General features: G+C 68.8%; 13 protein-coding genes. 12 read left to right on the top strand and 1 reads right to left on the bottom strand.

All coding sequences use genetic code 11. The features are described from left to right. The first annotated feature begins 160 nt into the window (after window positions 1-160). From ACZ5SK_RS39110 to clpX, 3 genes are all read left to right on the top strand, one after another. On the top strand, window positions 161-766 hold the full coding sequence (locus ACZ5SK_RS39110) for an ATP-dependent Clp protease proteolytic subunit (protein ID WP_079662264.1): 606 nt from the start codon (window positions 161-163) through the stop codon (window positions 764-766). Between the two features lie 422 nt (window positions 767-1,188). Continuing rightward, window positions 1,189-1,869, top strand: coding sequence for an ATP-dependent Clp protease proteolytic subunit (locus tag ACZ5SK_RS39105; protein ID WP_334579865.1), 681 nt, complete (start codon window positions 1,189-1,191; stop codon window positions 1,867-1,869). Window positions 1,870-2,051: 182 nt separating this feature from the next. Continuing rightward, the gene (clpX, locus tag ACZ5SK_RS39100; protein ID WP_319336561.1) at window positions 2,052-3,341 is read left to right on the top strand and encodes an ATP-dependent Clp protease ATP-binding subunit ClpX; all 1,290 of its coding nucleotides are present in this window, start codon (window positions 2,052-2,054) and stop codon (window positions 3,339-3,341) included. A 74-nt stretch (window positions 3,342-3,415) separates the two neighbouring features. Here clpX and ACZ5SK_RS39095 read toward each other — a convergent pair whose 3' ends face one another. Further along, complete coding sequence (locus ACZ5SK_RS39095) at window positions 3,416-4,420, bottom strand: hypothetical protein (protein ID WP_334579866.1); 1,005 nt, start codon at window positions 4,418-4,420, stop codon at window positions 3,416-3,418. A 136-nt stretch (window positions 4,421-4,556) separates the two neighbouring features. Between ACZ5SK_RS39095 and ACZ5SK_RS39090 the strand changes: the two genes are divergently transcribed. From ACZ5SK_RS39090 to rodA, 9 genes are all read left to right on the top strand, one after another. Further along, window positions 4,557-7,181 (top strand): valine--tRNA ligase, encoded by a 2,625-nt coding sequence (locus ACZ5SK_RS39090; protein WP_361700518.1) that lies wholly within the window; start codon window positions 4,557-4,559, stop codon window positions 7,179-7,181. A 111-nt stretch (window positions 7,182-7,292) separates the two neighbouring features. Next, window positions 7,293-8,777, top strand: a complete 1,485-nt coding sequence (gene folC / locus ACZ5SK_RS39085) for a bifunctional tetrahydrofolate synthase/dihydrofolate synthase (protein WP_334579868.1) — start codon at window positions 7,293-7,295, stop codon at window positions 8,775-8,777. A gap of 9 nt (window positions 8,778-8,786) precedes the next feature. After that, window positions 8,787-9,152, top strand: a complete 366-nt coding sequence (locus ACZ5SK_RS39080; protein ID WP_334579869.1) for a DUF4233 domain-containing protein — start codon at window positions 8,787-8,789, stop codon at window positions 9,150-9,152. 92 nt (window positions 9,153-9,244) lie between these two features. After that, a complete protein-coding gene (ndk, locus tag ACZ5SK_RS39075; RefSeq protein ID WP_079662271.1) occupies window positions 9,245-9,658 on the top strand; it encodes a nucleoside-diphosphate kinase in 414 nt (137 codons plus the stop codon). Window positions 9,659-9,924: 266 nt separating this feature from the next. Further along, on the top strand, window positions 9,925-10,944 hold the full coding sequence (locus ACZ5SK_RS39070) for a rod shape-determining protein (RefSeq protein WP_020127820.1): 1,020 nt from the start codon (window positions 9,925-9,927) through the stop codon (window positions 10,942-10,944). Between the two features lie 156 nt (window positions 10,945-11,100). After that, a complete protein-coding gene (mreC, locus tag ACZ5SK_RS39065; RefSeq protein WP_334579870.1) occupies window positions 11,101-12,039 on the top strand; it encodes a rod shape-determining protein MreC in 939 nt (312 codons plus the stop codon). A gap of 15 nt (window positions 12,040-12,054) precedes the next feature. Then, a complete protein-coding gene (gene mreD / locus ACZ5SK_RS39060) occupies window positions 12,055-12,723 on the top strand; it encodes a rod shape-determining protein MreD (RefSeq protein ID WP_334579871.1) in 669 nt (222 codons plus the stop codon). Window positions 12,724-12,950: 227 nt separating this feature from the next. Next, window positions 12,951-15,200, top strand: coding sequence for a penicillin-binding protein 2 (mrdA, locus tag ACZ5SK_RS39055; protein ID WP_334579872.1), 2,250 nt, complete (start codon window positions 12,951-12,953; stop codon window positions 15,198-15,200). Continuing rightward, entirely contained in the window at window positions 15,197-16,396 is a 1,200-nt protein-coding gene (gene rodA, locus ACZ5SK_RS39050; RefSeq protein ID WP_334579873.1) for a rod shape-determining protein RodA, read from the top strand. The genes mrdA and rodA overlap by 4 nt, the downstream gene beginning before the upstream one ends. The last annotated feature ends 95 nt before the right edge of the window (window positions 16,397-16,491 follow it).

Here is a 16,491-nt window from a genome sequence, read left to right as displayed (position 1 = left end):
ACGCCCCCGGCGAACACCCCTCTCTCCGGGATTCCCCGAAGGGACCCGCGCGTTAGGGTCCATGAGTACGAGGGCAGGGGAGTCCCCGTTGCCCCCGGCAGTACACGTGAGACGGCCCGGCGCCGTCGTAAGACGAGCAGGTGGATACGTGACGAATCTGATGCCCACAGCCGCCGGCGACCCTATCGGTGGTGGCCTCGGCGACCAGGTCTACAACCGGCTGCTCGGCGAGCGGATCATCTTCCTCGGCCAGGCGGTCGACGATGACATCGCCAACAAGATCACCGCACAGCTGCTGCTCCTTGCCTCCGACCCGGACAAGGACATCTACCTCTACATCAACAGCCCCGGCGGATCGATCACGGCCGGCATGGCGATCTACGACACCATGCAGTACATCAAGAACGACGTGGTGACCATCGCCATGGGCATGGCGGCCTCCATGGGCCAGTTCCTGCTCAGCGCGGGCACCCCCGGCAAGCGCTTCGCGCTGCCGAACGCCGAGATCCTGATCCACCAGCCCTCGGCCGGCCTCGCCGGCTCCGCGTCGGACATCAAGATCCACGCCGAGCGGCTGCTGCACACCAAGAAGCGGATGGCGGAGCTGACCGCCTTCCACACCGGCCAGACGGTGGAGCAGGTCACCATCGACTCGGACCGCGACCGCTGGTTCGACCCGATCGAGGCCAAGGAGTACGGCCTGATCGACGACATCATGCCCACCGCGGCCGGCATGCCGGGCGGCGGCGGTACCGGGGCGGCCTGAGGGCCGCTGACGGCAGCAGGGCCGCCCAGGGCGCTCCCCGGAGCCCCTTGAGCCCCTTCCGAAGCCGGAATCCGAAAGCCCAGGAGCCCCGGGGGTCCCAAAGCCCCAGAAGCCCAGGCGTCCGGAAATCCCAGGAGTCCGGAAGCCCAGGCGCCTCGGGAGTCCGAAAGCCCCAGGAGCCCCAGGAGCCCCAGGAGTTCCAGGAGCCCAGGAGTCCGGAGGTCCCAGGACTCCAGAAGCTCAAGGGGTTCCAGGAGCCTCCGAGACGCTGGGCCCCCCGGGCTCCAGGAAGCCTCTCGGGCCCTCCTGGAGGCCCCAGGAGCCCTCAGGCCCCCTGGGGCCACCCCGGGGCCTCGGAAGCCGTCAGCGCCCCGTCCAGCCCCTCCAGCCCACCGCCTCAAGCCCTCTCTCCAGGAGACACCGTGAACGACTTCCCCGGCAGCGGCCCCTACGCCCGCACCGAGGCCGAATACACCGGCCCCCGCGCCGAGTCCCGCTACGTCATCCCGCGCTTCGTCGAGCGCACCTCCCAGGGCGTGCGCGAGTACGACCCGTACGCGAAGCTCTTCGAGGAGCGCGTGATCTTCCTGGGCGTGCAGATCGACGACGCCTCCGCCAACGACGTCATGGCGCAGCTGCTGTGCCTGGAGTCGATGGACCCCGACCGGGACATCTCGGTCTACATCAACAGCCCCGGCGGCTCCTTCACGGCGCTGACCGCGATCTACGACACGATGCAGTTCGTGAAGCCCGACATCCAGACGGTCTGCATGGGCCAGGCGGCCTCCGCCGCCGCGATCCTGCTGGCCGCCGGTACGCCGGGCAAGCGCATGGCGCTGCCGAACGCGCGCGTGCTGATCCACCAGCCGTACAGCGAGACCGGCCGCGGTCAGGTCTCCGACCTGGAGATCGCCGCCAACGAAATCCTCCGGATGCGCGCGCAGCTGGAGGAGATGCTGGCCAAGCACTCCACCACGCCGATCGAGAAGATCCGCGAGGACATCGAGCGCGACAAGATCCTCACGGCCGAGGACGCGCTGTCGTACGGCCTGATCGACCAGATCATCTCCACCCGGAAGATGAACAACAACTCTCTGCGTTGACGCCCGGGCTCGTCCCGTTCGGACCCCCCTCGGCACGGTGTGACACGGTCCACGTCGCAGTGAACCGTGCCAAGGGGGACCCGAACGGGGGCCCAGGCAAGGTACCGTCGGAATAAGGCAGCACCAGGAGCCGCTGGATTCGAAAGCGTCCAGGCGTCTCCCAGGCGAAGGGGAAGCACACCGTGGCACGCATCGGTGACGGCGGCGATCTGCTCAAGTGCTCGTTCTGCGGCAAGAGCCAGAAGCAGGTCAAGAAGCTCATCGCAGGGCCCGGTGTGTACATCTGCGACGAGTGCATCGATCTCTGCAACGAGATCATCGAGGAAGAGCTCGCGGAGACGAGCGAGGTCCGCTGGGAGGAACTCCCGAAGCCGCGCGAGATCTACGAGTTCCTCGAGGGCTACGTGGTGGGCCAGGAGCCCGCCAAGAAGGCCCTGTCGGTCGCGGTGTACAACCACTACAAGCGCGTCCAGGCCGGTGAGAACGGCGGCGCCCAGGGCCGCGACGACGCCATCGAGTTGGCGAAGTCCAACATCCTCCTGCTCGGCCCCACGGGCTCGGGCAAGACGCTCCTCGCCCAGACCCTGGCGCGCATGCTGAACGTTCCGTTCGCCATCGCCGACGCCACGGCGCTGACCGAGGCGGGGTACGTCGGCGAGGACGTCGAGAACATCCTGCTGAAGCTGATCCAGGCCGCGGACTACGACGTCAAGAAGGCCGAGACCGGGATCATCTACATCGACGAGATCGACAAGGTCGCGAGGAAGAGCGAAAACCCCTCCATCACGCGCGACGTGTCGGGCGAGGGCGTTCAGCAGGCCCTGCTGAAGATCCTGGAAGGCACCACGGCCTCGGTTCCGCCGCAGGGCGGCCGCAAGCACCCGCACCAGGAGTTCATCCAGATCGACACGACGAACGTGCTGTTCATCGTGGGCGGCGCCTTCGCGGGCCTGGAGAAGATCATCGAGACCCGGGCCGGCGCCAAGGGCATCGGCTTCGGTGCGACGATCCGTTCCAAGCGCGAGCTGGAGTCCAAGGACCAGTTCGAGGCCGTCATGCCCGAGGACCTCGTCAAGTTCGGCATGATCCCGGAGTTCATCGGCCGTCTGCCGGTCATCACCTCGGTCCACAACCTGGACCGCGAGGCGCTCCTGCAGATCCTGATCGAGCCGCGCAACGCGCTGGTGAAGCAGTACCAGCGGCTCTTCGAACTCGACGGCGTGGAGCTGGACTTCGAGCGTGAGGCCCTGGAGGCCATCGCCGACCAGGCCATCCTCCGCCAGACCGGCGCCCGTGGCCTGCGCGCCATCATGGAGGAGGTCCTCCAGGCGGTCATGTACGAGGTCCCGTCCCGCAAGGACGTGGCACGCGTCGTCATCACCGCGGACGTCGTCCTGTCCAACGTCAACCCGACCCTGATCCCCCGCGACGCCCGCGGCGGCCGCGGCCCGGGGGAGCAGAAGACCGCCTGATCCACCCCGCGTACGCCGAAGGGGCCCCGGTCAACCGACCGGGGCCCCTTCGGCGTTGAGGCGGCAGCGGACCGTCAGGCCTTGACGCGGACCTCGTTGCGCAGCTTCGTGGTGATGTCGATCGCGACGTCCTTGGTGATGCCCTTCGTGACGTCACCCGGCGAGACCATGGCGATGGTGCTGTAGTCGGCCCACGCGCAGAACCAGTCGGTCTTCTCCTGCTTGGTGGCCTTGTTGGTGCCCTTGGCCGCCTGGCACTTCATGACCGCGCCGTCGAGGTCGACCTCCTCCGGCTCGCCGACCAGCTTGGCGTCCGAGGCGGTGCTGCTGCTGCCGGAGGAGCTCTTCTCGGACGACGCCTTGAAGTTGGCGAAGAACGCGTCGAGCGCCTTCTCGGGGTCGGCGATGGTTCCGTAGGCGCCGGCGTAGGTGATGCCCTTGGCCGTCGCGAGCTCGGATGCGTCGGGAGCGGTGCTCGGGTCGTTGGGGTCGTACCCGCTCAGGTCCGCCGTCGAGTAGACGCCGATCACGCTCTTGCCGTTCTTGACGCCGCTCTTCTCCAGGTCGGCGGCCGAGTCGTCGCTCGCACCCGCACCTTCCTTGGAGGCCCGCTTGTAGTCGGTGAGGACGGTCGCCGGGGTGTCCAGCTTGTGGGCGCCGTCGTCCTTCAGGCCGCCTGCGCCGCCGCCCCCGCCGATCACGAAGTACGCGCCCACGCCGATCGCCGCCACGACCGCGACCGCGCCGACGATGACGGCCGCCTTCTTGCCCCCGCCGCCGCTCGGCGCCGGGGGCTGCGGGACGCCGTAGGGAGGCTGGCCGTACGGCGGCTGCTGCCCGTAGGGCGGGGTCGGGGGCTGGCCGTACGGCGGCTGCTGGCCGTAGGGAGGGGTCTGCGGGGGGACGCCCTGCGGGGGCTGTTGCGGGTAGCCGTAGCCGGGTTGCGGGGCGGGCGGCTGCTGGGGGTAGCCGTAGCCGGGCTGGGGCGCCTGCGGCGGCTGGCCGTACGGACCGGGCTGGCCGTACGGTCCGGGCTGCTGGGGCTGCCCGCCGTACGGGCCCGGCTGGTTGTGACTCATCTCTGGGTTCCCCTCCAGATGCTTATGTGATTTTCACATCCTGGCTCAAAGCCAACACCTGCACGGCAGCGGGGGCCCGACCGTTACACGGCAAACACGTTTCGGGACGGCCCGGTGACACCCCTAAACTGGGCCCGTGACCGAGAACGCTCAGCAGCAGCCACCAGCGCCCCCCATCGAACTGCCGACCCAGTACGCGCCGGCCGACGTAGAGGGGCCGCTGTACGAGCGCTGGGTAGAGCGCGGTTACTTCGAGGCCGACGCGAAGAGCGACAAGCCTCCGTACACGATCGTCATCCCGCCGCCGAACGTCACGGGCAGCCTGCACCTGGGCCACGCCTTCGAGCACACGCTCATCGACGCCCTCACGCGCCGCAAGCGCATGCAGGGCCACGAGACGCTGTGGCAGCCCGGCATGGACCACGCGGGCATCGCCACACAGAACGTCGTCGAGCGTGAACTGGGCAAGGAGGGCAAGTCCCGGCACGACCTCGGCCGTGAGGCGTTCGTCGAGCGCGTCTGGCAGTGGAAGGGCGAGTCCGGCGGCCAGATCAGCGGCCAGATGCGCCGCCTCGGCGACGGCGTCGCCTGGTCGCGCGAGCGCTTCACCATGGACGAGGGCCTCTCCCAGGCTGTCCAGACCATCTTCAAGCGGCTCTACGACGACGAGCTGATCTACCGCGCCGAGCGCATCATCAACTGGTGTCCGCGCTGTCTGACCGCGATCTCCGACATCGAGGTCGAGTACCAGGACGACGACGGCGAGCTCGTCTCCATGAAGTACGGCGAGGGCGACGACACCATCGTCGTCGCCACCACGCGCGCGGAGACGATGCTCGGCGACACGGCCGTCGCCGTCCACCCCGACGACGAGCGCTACAAGCACCTCGTCGGCAAGGAGATCCGGCTCCCGCTGACCGACCGCTTCATCCCGGTCGTCGCCGACACGCACGTCGACCCCGAGTTCGGCACGGGCGCCGTCAAGGTGACCCCGGCGCACGACCCGAACGACTTCGAGATCGGTCAGCGCCACAACCTGCCGTCCCTCACGATCATGGACGAGCACGCCGTCATCACGGCCCACGGCCCCTTCCAGGGCCTGGACCGCCTGGAGGCCCGCTCCGCCATCGTCGCCGCCCTGCGCGCCGACGGCCGGATCGTCGCCGAGAAGCGGCCCTACGTCCACTCCGTCGGCCACTGCTCGCGCTGCAAGACCACCATCGAGCCGCGCCTGTCCATGCAGTGGTGGGTCAAGGTCGGCCCGCTCGCGAAGGCCGCCGGCGACGCCGTCCGCGACGGCCGGGTCAAGATCCACCCGCAGGAGATGGAGAAGCGGTACTTCGACTGGGTCGACAACCTCCACGACTGGTGCATCTCACGGCAGTTGTGGTGGGGACACCGCATCCCGGTCTGGTACGGCCCGAACGGCGAGGTCGTCTGCGTCGGCCCCGACGACGAGGCCCCGACCGGCGAGGGCTGGCGTCAGGACACCGACGTCCTCGACACCTGGTTCTCCTCCGGCCTGTGGCCGTTCTCCACGCTCGGCTGGCCCGAACAGACCGAGTCGCTGGCGAAGTTCTATCCGAACTCCGTCCTGGTCACCGGCTACGACATCCTCTTCTTCTGGGTCGCCCGGATGATGATGTTCGGCCTCTACGCGATGGACGGCACCCCGCCGTTCCACACCATCGCCCTGCACGGCATGGTCCGCGACCAGTTCGGCAAGAAGATGTCGAAGTCCTTCGGCAACGCGGTCAACCCGCTGGACTGGATGGACAAGTACGGCTCCGACGCGCTCCGGTTCACCCTGGCCCGTGGCGCCAACCCCGGCGTCGACGTCCCGATCGGCGAGGACTGGGTCCAGGGATCCCGCAACTTCGCCAACAAGATCTGGAACGCCACGCGCTTCGCGCTGATGAACGGCGCCACGGTCGACGGCCCGCTGCCGGACGCCTCGAAGATGTCGGCGACCGACCGCTGGATCCTCTCCCGTCTCAACTCCGTCGTCGCCGAAGTCGACGCGCTCTACGAGGACTACCAGTTCGCGAAGCTCTCCGACGCGCTGTTCCACTTCGCCTGGGACGAGGTCTTCGACTGGTACGTCGAGCTGTCCAAGACGACGTTCATGGCGGGCGGCGAGCCGGCCGAGGTCAGCAAGCGCGTCCTCGGCGAGGTCCTCGACGTCACCCTGAAGCTGCTGCACCCGATCGTCCCGTTCGTCACGGAGACCCTCTGGACGACGCTGACCGGCGGCGAGTCCGTCGTCATCGCGGAGTGGCCGAAGGACAGTGGCTTCCGGGACGCGGGCGCCGAGCGGGAGATCGAGAGCCTCCAGTCGGTGATCACCGAGGTCCGCCGCTTCCGCGCCGACCAGGGTCTGCAGCCGGGTCAGCGGGTCCCGGCCCGCCTCACGCTGGACGGCACGCCGTTCGCCGCGCACGAGGCCGCCGTCCGCCAGCTCCTGCGCCTCCAGCCGGAGGGTGAGAGCTTCTCGGCGACGGCGACCCTGCCGGTCGCGGGCGCCACGGTCGCGCTGGACCTGTCCGGCACGATCGACGTGGCCGCCGAGCGCAAGCGCCTCGCCAAGGACCTGGCCGCCGCCGAGAAGGAGAAGGCCCAGGCGAACGCCAAGCTGGGCAACGAGGCGTTCCTCGCGAAGGCCCCGGACCAGGTGGTCGACAAGATCCGCACCCGCCTCGCCAAGGCGGACGAGGACATCGCCCGCATCCAGACCCAGCTGGAGCGCCTGCCCGAGGCGTAACCACCAGCGCGTAGGCGAAGGCCCCCGGAACCAGCACGGCTGCCCATACGGCCGGTACGGTTCCGGGGGCCTTCGCCCGCGTCTGTCAGTGGCCGTCCGTAGACTGGTCCTGTGACTGAAAGCGACCCCTTCGACGAGATCGTCGCCGCCGAGACCGACCGCGACCCGGACCTCGCGGTCATCGAGGCAGGCAGCCGCACCCTCCGTACCCAGGGCGGCGCGCCGCAGGCCGACGTGCCGGGGCGTCCCGAGGACCCCGAGATCGACAAGGCCCTGCGCGAGGTCGAGGCGGAGCTTGCCACCCGCTGGGGCGAGACCAAGCTGGAGCCGTCCGTCGCCCGCATCGCCGCGCTGATGGACGTGCTGGGGGACCCGCAGCGCTCGTACCCCTCGATCCACATCACGGGGACGAACGGCAAGACGTCCACGGCCCGCATGATCGAGGCCCTGCTCGGCGCCTTCGAGCTGCGCACCGGCCGGTACACGAGCCCTCACGTCCAGTCGATCACCGAGCGGATCAGCCTCGACGGCGCCCCGATCTCCGCCGAGCGGTTCATCGAGACGTACCAGGACATCAAGCCGTACATCGACATGGTCGACGGACAGCAGGAGTACCGGCTGTCCTTCTTCGAGGTGCTCACAGGCATGGCGTACGCCGCGTTCGCGGACGCGCCCGTCGACGTCGCCGTCGTCGAAGTGGGGATGGGCGGCTCGTGGGACGCGACGAACGTCATCGACGGTGATGTCGCCGTCGTCACGCCCATCGACCTGGACCACACCGACCGGCTCGGGGAGACGCCCGCCGCGATCGCCGCCGAGAAGGGCGGGATCATCAAGCAGGACGCGACGGTCATCCTGGCCCAGCAGCCCGTCGACGCGGCCCAGGTGCTGCTGAAGAAGGCCGTCGAGGTGGATGCGACCGTGGCCCGGGAAGGGCTGGAGTTCGGGGTCGTCGCCCGGCAGGTCGCCGTCGGCGGGCAGCTGGTCACCCTGCGCGGGCTGGGCGGCGAGTACCCCGAGGTGTATCTGCCGCTGCACGGCCCCTACCAGGCGCACAACGCGGCCGTCGCGCTCGCCGCCGTCGAGGCGTTCTTCGGCGTCGGCTCCCAGCGGCCCGAGCCGCTCGACATCGACACGGTCCGCAAGGCCTTCGCGGCCGTCTCCTCACCGGGCCGCCTCGAAGTCGTACGGCGCTCCCCGACGATCGTCCTGGACGCCGCGCACAACCCGGCCGGCGCCCGTGCCACCGCCGAGGCAGTCGGCGAGGCCTTCGACTTCAGCAGACTGATCGGCGTGGTCGGGGCCAGCGGCGACAAGAACGTACGGGGCCTGCTGGAGGCCTTCGAGCCGATCTTCGCAGAGGTCGTCGTCACCCAGAACACCAGCCACCGCGCCATGGACGCCGACGAGCTGGCGGCGATCGCCGTCGAGGTGTTCGGCGACGACCGCGTGCAGGTCGAACCGCGGCTGCCCGACGCGCTGGAGGCGGCGATCACGCTCGCCGAGGAGGAGGGCGAGTTCGCCGGCGGCGGCGTGCTGGTCACCGGGTCCGTCATCACCGTCGGCGAGGCCCGACTGCTTCTCGGGAAGGGCTGAGGTCCCGCCATGCGAACGCTCTGCTCCTCGACCCTGATCGGCGAGTTCTTCATCATCGGCTTCGCCGGTCTGGTCGCCATGAAGGACGCCGACCTGTCCACGTCCACGGTGTGGACGGTCTGCGGCATCGCCATGCTCTTCAGCGTGCTGCTGTGCGGCGTGGTCACCCGGCCCGGCGGCGTCGCCCTCGGCTGGGCGCTGCAGATCGCCCTCGTCGCCTCCGGCTTCTTCGTCCCGATCATGTTCTTCATGGGGGTGCTGTTCGGAGCCCTGTGGTGGGCGTCCGTGCACTTCGGCAGAAAGATCGACGAGGCCAAGGCCCGCTTCGCCGCGCAAGCCGCAGCAAGCTCTCCGGATACTGCTGACGCTGCGTAACAGGCACCGGGACACGCCCTGTAACCTCATCCCACCGCACACACCGGCCGTACGAACCGGCTGTGGAATCCGGCCGTAGAAGGAGTCACCTCGTGAGCCAGCGCACCCTCGTCCTGCTCAAGCCCGACGCCGTCCGTCGTGGCCTGACCGGCGAGATCATCAGCCGTATCGAGCGCAAGGCCGGCTGGCAGATCACCGCGCTGGAGCTGCGCACCCTGGACCAGGACACGCTGGAGCAGCACTACGGCGAGCACAAGGGCAAGCCGTTCTACGAGCCGCTGGTGGAGTTCATGGCCTCCGGCCCGGTCGTCGCGCTGATCGTCGAGGGCGAGCGGGTCATCGAGGGCGTGCGCGCGCTCGCCGGTCCGACCGACCCGATCGCCGCCGCCCCCGGCTCCATCCGCGGCGACTACGGCGTGATCGTCCGCGAGAACCTGATCCACGCCTCCGACTCCGAGGAGTCCGCCGAGCGCGAGGTGAAGATCTTCTTCCCCGGTCGCGTCTGACACCGACCGCGGCCGAGTGGCCCAACTGGCCCAACTGGCGGAGCGGCGGAAGCGGCTGAAACGGGCGATCGAGGGAACGCGAGCCCCCGAACGCCCGTCTCCAGAAGCGAACCCACACAGCATCTGCAAACAATGGCGGAGACCGCTCCGCAGTGTTCGTGCAGGCGCGTTTACGATGGAAGCCTTCACGTCACAGCACCCACCACGCCGACCTGAAAAGCCCTCAAAGCTCATGGAAGGCCAGTCGAATCCTGATGGGGAACTCAATGTCGTTCATCGGCCGTGACATGGCTGTCGACCTCGGGACCGCCAACACGCTGGTGTACGTCAGGGGTCGCGGGATCGTACTCAACGAGCCGTCCGTCGTCGCGATCAACACCAACACCGGTGGCATCCTCGCGGTCGGCGCCGAAGCGAAGAAGATGATCGGACGCACCCCCGGCAACATCGTTGCCGTGCGTCCGCTGAAGGACGGCGTGATCGCCGACTTCGAGATCACCGAGCGGATGCTCCGCTACTTCATCCTGAAGATCCACAAGCGGCGGTATCTGGCTCGGCCGCGGGTCGTCGTCTGCGTGCCCTCGGGCATCACGGGCGTCGAGCGCCGCGCCGTCATCGAGGCGTCGACCCAGGCCGGTGCCCGTCAGGTGCACATCATCGAGGAGCCCATGGCCGCGGCCATCGGCTCCGGCCTGCCGGTCCACGAGGCCACGGGCAACATGGTGGTGGACATCGGCGGCGGCACCACGGAGGTCGCGGTCATCTCGCTCGGCGGCATCGTCACCGCCCAGTCCATCCGTGTCGCGGGCGACGAACTGGACAACGCGATCATCCAGCACATCAAGAAGGAGTACAGCCTCCTCCTCGGTGAGCGGACCGCCGAACAGATCAAGATCACGATCGGTTCGGCGTACGACCTCGACGACGACCAGCACACCGAAATCCGCGGCCGGGACCTCGTCTCCGGCCTGCCCAAGACCGTCGTCATCTCGGCCGCCGAGGTGCGCAAGGCGATCGAGGAGCCGGTCAACGCGATCGTGGACGCCGTGAAGACCACGCTCGACAAGTGCCCGCCGGAGCTGTCCGGCGACATCATGGACCGCGGAATCGTTCTGACCGGCGGCGGAGCCCTGCTGCGCGGTCTGGACGAGCGGCTGCGCCGGGAGACCGGCATGCCCATCCACATCGCCGAGGACCCGCTGGACAGCGTGGCGCTCGGCTCCGGAAAGTGCGTCGAGGAGTTCGAGGCGTTGCAGCAGGTTCTGGACGCCGCGCCCCGCAGATGACGTAACGCTTCGATTCCGCCGTACGGGATGATCTCCTCTCGTGCGGCGGATCGTTGATATCGAGGCATAAGCTCCCACAAAGCGCCCTTGGTCATCTTGGCCCGGGGCTACCCGAATTCCTGGTTTTTCTCTCGAGGAAGGGCACGGCCGCCGCACGTGAGGGACACACGAGAGAGCCGGCTGCTCCTGGTGCTGCTGATCGCCATCGCGTTCGCGCTGATCACGGTGGACATCCGTGGCGGGCAGGACTCCCCGGTCGACGGTGCCCGGCAGGCCGCGGCCGCGGTCTTCGGTCCGATCGAGGACGGTGTGTCGTCGGCGGTGGATCCCGTCGGCAACGCCGTCTCCGCCGTCCGTGACTCCGGCGAACGCCATGACCGGCTCTCCGAGCTGGAGAAGGAGAACGCGGCCCTCAAGGCGAAACTCGGCAGCGACGACCGCAACCGCAGCCGCCTCGCGCAGCTCGACAAGATGCTGAAGATCGCCGGCGCGGGCCAGTACGGCATCAAGGGCGCCGAGGTCATCGCGATAGGAGCGGCCCAGGGCTTCTCCTGGACCATCACCATCGACGTCGGCGCGAACGACGGCGTCAAACGCGACATGACGGTCCTCAACGGCGACGGGCTGGTCGGACGGGTCACCACCGTCGGGCCCGACACCGCGACCGTGCTCCTCGCCTCCGACCCCGACTTCACCGTCGGCACCCGTATGGAAGCGTCCGACGAGCTCGGCTTCGCGTCCGGGCAGGGCGACCGGCCGCTGCGCGTGGAACTCCTCAACGGCAAGGCCGACGTGAAGAAGGGCGACCGGCTGGTCACCTTCGGCTCGCAGGCCGACAAGCCCTTCGTGCCCGGCGTCCCCGTCGGCGTCGTCTCCCGCGTCGACCCCTCCGGCGGCGACCTCACCCGCACCCTCTACGTCACGCCGTACGTCAGCTTCACCAAGCTCGACATCGTCGGCGTCGTCGTCCAGGCCCCGAAGAAGGACCCGCGCGACACCGTGCTCCCCTCGAAGCCCAAACCGGTTCCCACGCCGACGGTGACCGTCACGGTCACTCCGAGCGCGAACGCACCCGTAGACGGCCAGCAGCAGTAGGAGCTGACAACCCCCATGCGCGTCAACCGGATCCTGCTCTCCGTCCCGCTGGTCGTCGTCGCCCTGGTGATCCAGGTGAGCGTCCTCGCCCGCCTCCACCTCCCCGGCGCCGTCCCCGACCTCCTCCTGCTCACCGTCCTGGGCCTCGCCATGGTCTACGGCCATGTCGGCGGCGCCCTCATCGGCTTCGGCGCCGGTCTGCTGGCCGACCTCGCGCCGCCCGCCGACCACGCCGCCGGGCGCTACGCCCTGGTGCTGTGTGTGATCGGCTACCTCGCCGGGCTCATCAAGCCCGAGACCGGCCAGATCAAGTCGGCCACCGGCCCGATGGTCGTGGTCGTCGGCGCCGCGATCGGCTCCACCCTGCTGTACGCGGGGGTCGGCGCCCTCGTCGGTGACACCGCCGCCCGCCATGTCGGCCTCACCGGACTGCTGTTCACGGCCGCCCTGTACGACCTGCTGCTCGCCCCGTTCGTGGTCCCGGCGATCATGTTCCTGGCGCGGCGCGCCGACAACGATCCGCTCGCGGAGACCAACTCCGCCAAGAGCCCGGACATCTCCTCCGGCTGGCTCTCCTCCGGGACGGGTCTGAGGATCGGCGGCCAGCGCGGCGGCCTGAAGCTGAAGGCGGCCAAGTCGCGGGCGACCCGGGCGGGGCGCATCAAGGGGGTCAAGCGGCTGTGAGCGCGGGCGAGTTCGCTTCAAGGTTCACCCGAACGGGGAAGTTCGGGGGGAACGCGGCCTCACAGGCCGGTCGTTCATCATGCGTACGCACGCACAGCCGCACACACAGCCGTACGCACAGCCGTACGCACAGCCGTACGCACAGCCGTACGCACAGCCGTACGTGTGGCCGTACGCACGTCATGTCCGCACACGCGTCCGCGCACTGAGAGGGGGAGGCAGCCGCAGTGACCAACATTCCCGAGACCGGTCGGACACCACGGGTCCAGATCCGGCTCGTCGTGATCCAGATCCTCGTCCTCTCCCTGCTCGGCACCCTCGGCGGCCGCCTGTGGTACCTGCAGATCCGGGAGGGCGCGGCATACGCCAAGGAGGCCTCCGGCAACCACGTCCAGCAGGTCGTCGAGCCCGCCGTGCGCGGCTCGATCCTGGACGCGCGAGGTGTGCCGCTCGCCGACAACGAGACACGGCTGGTGGTCTCCGCCTCGCGCACGGACCTGTTGAAGCAGCCGGACGACGGCAAGGCGGTCCTCACCAAGCTCGCCGGCGTCCTCGGCATGAAGCCCGCAGACATAATGCTGAAGGTGCGGCTGTGCGACGCGAAGACCCCGCAACCGTGTTGGAACGGCTCGCCCTACCAGCCGATCCCCATCACCGACGAGGCCACCGCCAAGCAGGCCCTGCAGATCCGTGAGCGCGCCGAGGACTTCCCCGGCATCACCGCCGAGCCCGAGGCCGTGCGCCGTTACGCCGCTCCCGGCAAGGCCAACACCGCCCAGGTCCTCGGTTATCTCTCCCCGGTCACGGACGAGGAGATCACCAAGGCCCAGGACACCGACTCGCCGTTCCTGCGCTCCGACCAGGTCGGCCGCTCCGGCCTGGAGCGCCAGTACGACAAGGAACTGCGCGGCAAGGCGGGCGTCACCCGCTACGAGGTCGACAACCTCGGCCGTGTCATCGGCCAGGCCGAGGCGGACGCGGCTCAGCCCGGCTCCAACCTCGTCACGAGCATAGACGCCCGGGTCCAGCGGGTCGCCGAGTACGAGCTGAACAACGCGATGAAGATCGCCCGCACCCAGTTCGACAAGATCACCGGCGAGAACTACAAGGCCGACTCCGGAGCGGTCGTGGTGATGGAGGCCAAGACCGGCCGGGTCGTCGCCATGGCGTCCGCCCCGACCTACGACCCCAACGCCTGGGTCGGCGGGATCTCCGCCAAGGACTACAAGAAGCTCACCGGGAAGAACTCCGACTACCCGCTGCTGAACCGGGCCATACAGGGTCAGTCCGCGCCTGGTTCGACGTTCAAGGTGGTCTCCACGGCCGCCGCGGTCGAGGCGGGCTACGAGTGGGACGGCGGCTACCCGTGCACCAGTTCGTACTCGGTGGGCGGCCAGGTCTTCAAGAACTTCGAGGGGGAGAGCTTCGGCCCCATCTCGCTCGGCCGGGCCCTGGAGGTGTCCTGCGACACCGTCTTCTACGGTCTCGCCGACCGGGAGTGGAAGAAGGACGGCGGCATCAACCCCAAGAAGGGTGAGCCCAAGGACTTCTTCTACAAGGCCGCCCACCAGTTCGGCCTCGGCAAGGAGACCGGCCTGGACCTCCCCAACGAGGTCACCGGCCGCGTCCCGGACCGCCAGTGGAAGGAGTCCTACTGGAAGGCCAACAAGGACTCCTGGTGCAAGTCCGGCAAGAAGGACGGCAGTTACGTCGAGAAGATCGCCTACGAGAACTGCCTCGAGGGCAACAAGATGCGCGAGGGCGACTCGATCAACTACTCCATCGGCCAGGGCGACACCCTCGTCACGCCGATCCAGGAGGCGGTGATCTACGGGGCGCTCGCCAACGGCGGCACGATGTACACCCCGACCATCGGCAAGGCGATCGTCAGTGCCGACGGCAAGTCCGTCCAGGAGATCAAGCCCAAGGCCAAGGGCAGGCTGCCGGTCGACCAGGCGACGATCAAGGGCATGGACGCCGCCCTCGAGGGCGTGGTCACCCGCGGTACCGCCGCCTGGAAGTTCGGCGGCTGGCCGCAGGACGAGATCCCGCTGCACGCCAAGACCGGTACCGCGGAGGTCTACGGCAAGCAGACGACGTCCTGGCTCGCCACCTACAGCAAGGACTACACGGTCGTCATGACGATCGCTCAGGCCGGTACCGGTTCGGGCGCCTCCGGTGAGGCCGTGCGGCACATCTACAACGCGATGTACGGCGTCTCCGACGACGGCAAGATCGACAAGAAGAACGCCCTGCTGCCCACCCCGCAGACCGCCCTGCCCAAGGTGCAGGCGGACGGCACGATCAAGTCCCCGAAGGTCTCCAAGGACCCGGCGAAGGAACAGCGCGCCAGCCAGCAGACCGCGCCGGAGACGGACGAGACGCAGCCCGGGGCCACCGTGCAGCAGAACACGAACACCAACCGCGACACCCGCAGGCGACGGCGGAAGAGGGGAAGCCGGAGGATGTGCACATGACCGGCGCGAACAGCTTCTCCGTCCCTGGATACGGGCCCGAGCGGGCCGGCTGGACGCGGGTCTTCGCCCGTGACTCGCTGGCCCGGCGGCTGGACTGGCCGATACTGCTGTCGGCGATCGCCCTCTCCCTGATCGGCTCGCTCCTGGTCTACTCGGCGACCCGCAACCGCACCGAGATCAACCAGGGCGACCAGTACTACTTCCTGATCCGCCACCTCATGAACACGGGCATCGGGCTCGCCCTGATGATCGGTACGGTCTGGCTCGGCCACCGCACCCTGCGCAACGTGGTGCCGATCCTGTACGGCCTCTCCCTCATGGGGATCCTTGCGGTGCTGACCCCGCTGGGCTCGACCGTCAACGGCGCGCACTCCTGGATCGTGCTCGGCGGCGGCTTCTCGCTCCAGCCCTCGGAGTTCGTGAAGATCACGATCATCCTGGGCATGGCGATGCTGCTCGCGGCCCGGGTCGACGCGGGCGACAAGCCCTACCCCGACCATCGCACCGTGGTCCAGGCGCTGGGCCTCGCGGCCGTCCCCATGCTGATCGTCATGCTGATGCCCGACCTCGGGTCGGTCATGGTGATGGTGATGATCGTGCTGGGCCTGCTGCTGGCCTCCGGCGCCTCCAACCGCTGGGTCTTCGGGCTCCTCGGCGCGGGCGCGGCCGGCGCGATCGCCGTCTGGCAGCTGCACATCCTCGACGAGTACCAGATCGCCCGCTTCGCCGCCTTCGCCAACCCCAGCCTCGACCCGGCCGGCGTCGGCTACAACACCAACCAGGCACGTATCGCCATCGGTTCCGGCGGTCTCACCGGCGCGGGGCTGTTCCACGGCTCGCAGACGACGGGCCAGTTCGTCCCGGAGCAGCAGACGGACTTCGTCTTCACCGTCGCGGGCGAGGAACTGGGCTTCATGGGCGCGGGCCTGATCATCGTCCTGATGGGCATTCTGCTGTGGCGCGCCTGCCGCATCGCCCGGGAGACGACCGAGCTGTACGGCACGATCGTCGCCGCCGGCATCGTGGCCTGGTTCGCCTTCCAGTCCTTCGAGAACATAGGGATGACCCTGGGGATCATGCCGGTGACGGGCCTGCCGCTGCCGTTCGTCTCCTACGGCGGCTCGTCGATGTTCTCGGTGTGGGTGGCGGTGGGGCTGTTGCAGTCCATCCGGGTGCAGCGGCCCATGTCGGCGTAGGGGATCCAGGAGGCGCAAGGCGTCGGACACCTTCTGGTCTCCCTGAGTTCAGCCGTGATTCGGATCCGGTGCGCACTGCCGTTCGCGCCTGACTG

This window comes from Streptomyces sp. NPDC031474, from assembly GCF_055581185.1.
Note: the sequence above shows the minus strand (reverse complement) of the source record. Positions and strands in the feature narration are given on the sequence as shown.